General features: G+C 70.1%; 2 protein-coding genes. One reads left to right on the top strand and one right to left on the bottom strand.

Going from position 1 to position 1,903, the window contains the following annotated elements; translation table 11 throughout:
- The first annotated feature begins 143 nt into the window (after positions 1 to 143).
- Positions 144 to 1,058 (top strand): 1,4-dihydroxy-2-naphthoyl-CoA synthase, encoded by a 915-nt coding sequence (locus tag SFU54_RS05870; protein ID WP_319015357.1) that lies wholly within the window; start codon positions 144 to 146, stop codon positions 1,056 to 1,058.
- An 83-nt stretch (positions 1,059 to 1,141) separates the two neighbouring features.
- Here the strand turns inward: SFU54_RS05870 and SFU54_RS05865 are convergent, their stop codons facing one another.
- On the bottom strand, positions 1,142 to 1,726 hold the full coding sequence (locus SFU54_RS05865) for a TetR/AcrR family transcriptional regulator (protein ID WP_319015356.1): 585 nt from the start codon (positions 1,724 to 1,726) through the stop codon (positions 1,142 to 1,144).
- Positions 1,727 to 1,903: the final 177 nt, after the last annotated feature.

The following is a 1,903-nucleotide window of genomic DNA, read 5'->3' as shown; positions in this document are numbered from 1 at the left end:
GAGCGGCGGGAGGGCATCCATACCGCCCAGTCTGACGTGTCGTGTTCGTAACTCAGGCAGAAGCGACCCAAGTGACTGGTTATCGCGGCACCCGGGGCCGCTCAGCCTGAGTTGCGAACGGGCCGCGCGCGTAGGCTGGCGGCATGGCCGAGCCGTTCGTCTCCGAGACCTTCGACCCCGCGCGCTGGCAGGTCGCGCCGGGCTTCGACGACCTGACCGACCTCACCTACCACCTCGACACGACCGGCCGTATCGCGCGCATCGCGTTCGACCGGCCGGAGGTGCGCAACGCGTTCCGCCCGCACACGGTCGACGAGCTGTACCGCGCGCTCGACGACGCGCGGCAGAATCCGCGGGTCGGCGTCGTGCTGCTGACGGGCAACGGCCCGAGTGCGAAAGACGGCGGCTGGGCGTTCTGCTCGGGCGGCGACCAGCGCATCCGCGGGCGGGGCGGCTACCAGTACGCCGAGGGGGAGACGGCCGACACGGTCGAGCCCGGTAAGGCGAGCAGGCTGCACATCCTCGAGGTGCAGCGGCTCATCCGCTTCATGCCGAAGGTCGTCATCGCGTGCGTTCCCGGGTGGGCGGCCGGCGGCGGGCACTCGCTGCACGTCGTGTGCGACCTCACGATCGCGAGCCGCGAGCACGCGCGCTTCAAGCAGACCGACGCCGACGTCGGCTCGTTCGACGCCGGCTACGGCAGCGCCTACCTCGCCAAGCAGGTCGGGCAGAAGGTGGCGCGCGAGATCTTCTTCCTCGCCCGCGAGTACGACGCTGAGCGCGCCTACGAGATGGGAACGGTCAACGCCGTCGTGCCGCACGAGTCGCTCGAGGAGACCGCGCTCGACTGGGCCGAGACGATCCTGACGAAGAGCCCCACGGCCATCCGCATGCTCAAGTACGCCATGAACCTCACCGACGACGGGATGGTCGGCCAGCAGCTCTTCGCGGGCGAGGCCACGCGGCTCGCCTACGGCACCGACGAGGCCGTCGAGGGCCGCGACAGCTTCCTCGAGAAGCGCGCACCCGACTGGTCGCCGTTCCCCTGGCAGTTCTAGTCGGGGGTTCAGATTCGCCGCAGAACTGTGGATGGCCGCGGCTCAAGCGCCCTTTTGCCCCAGATCTGGGCCTTGGGGGCGCGTCAGGCTTCGAGCCCGACGCCCACGCGGTCGAGCACTCCGGCGATGAGCATCGCGCGCGCCTGAGGGTCGGGCACGAAGTCGCGCAGGATGACGGCGAGGCCGTGGGCGCTCGCTTGCGCGAGCATCATGCGGCTCGCCACGCGTTGCTCGTCGACAGTGCCCGGCGGTTCGAGCTCGAGCACGATGTCGCGCACGAGGTCGCCGGCGTTGGGGTCGTCGGGCCGATCGGGCGGAGTGGTCATGGGCATCGACACGAGCGAGAACAGCCGCGGCTCGGCGAGCGCGAAGGCGATGTACGACTCGCCCACCTCCCGTAGCCGGTCGATGGGCGGTCGACCGGCGGCCGAGTCGAGCCGGGCGAACATGTCGCGCGCCATGATCTCGCGCGCTCGCTGCGCGACGGCCGCGATGAGGTGGTCCCCGCTCGGAAAGTGCCGGTAGACGGCCGCGGCGCTCACGCCGCACGCGGCGGCGATGCGGCGCACGGTCACGCCGTCGAGCCCGTCGGAGCGCGCGAGATGCTCGCCCGCGTCGATCAACGCCTCGCGCAAAGCGCCGTGGTGGTAGCGCGAGCGTTCCGACATGTTGACAGTGTACACATCGGTGCGCTAGACATAGCGGCAGATGTTAACGCCGTAAACACGGGCGGGGGAACCCCGCGACTACCCCCAGGAGAACGAGAACCATGAGCACACGTGAGCAGCGCATCCGTCGCCAGATCGAGAAGAGCGTCGCCGACCGTCGCACGGGCGAGGTGCTGT

The sequence above is a fragment of the Microcella sp. genome (genome assembly GCF_033763155.1).
In the GTDB taxonomy this organism is placed as follows: Bacteria; Actinomycetota; Actinomycetes; order Actinomycetales; family Microbacteriaceae; genus Microcella.
The sequence above is the reverse complement of the archived record's forward strand: the minus strand, read 5'-3'. Positions and strand labels throughout refer to the sequence as shown.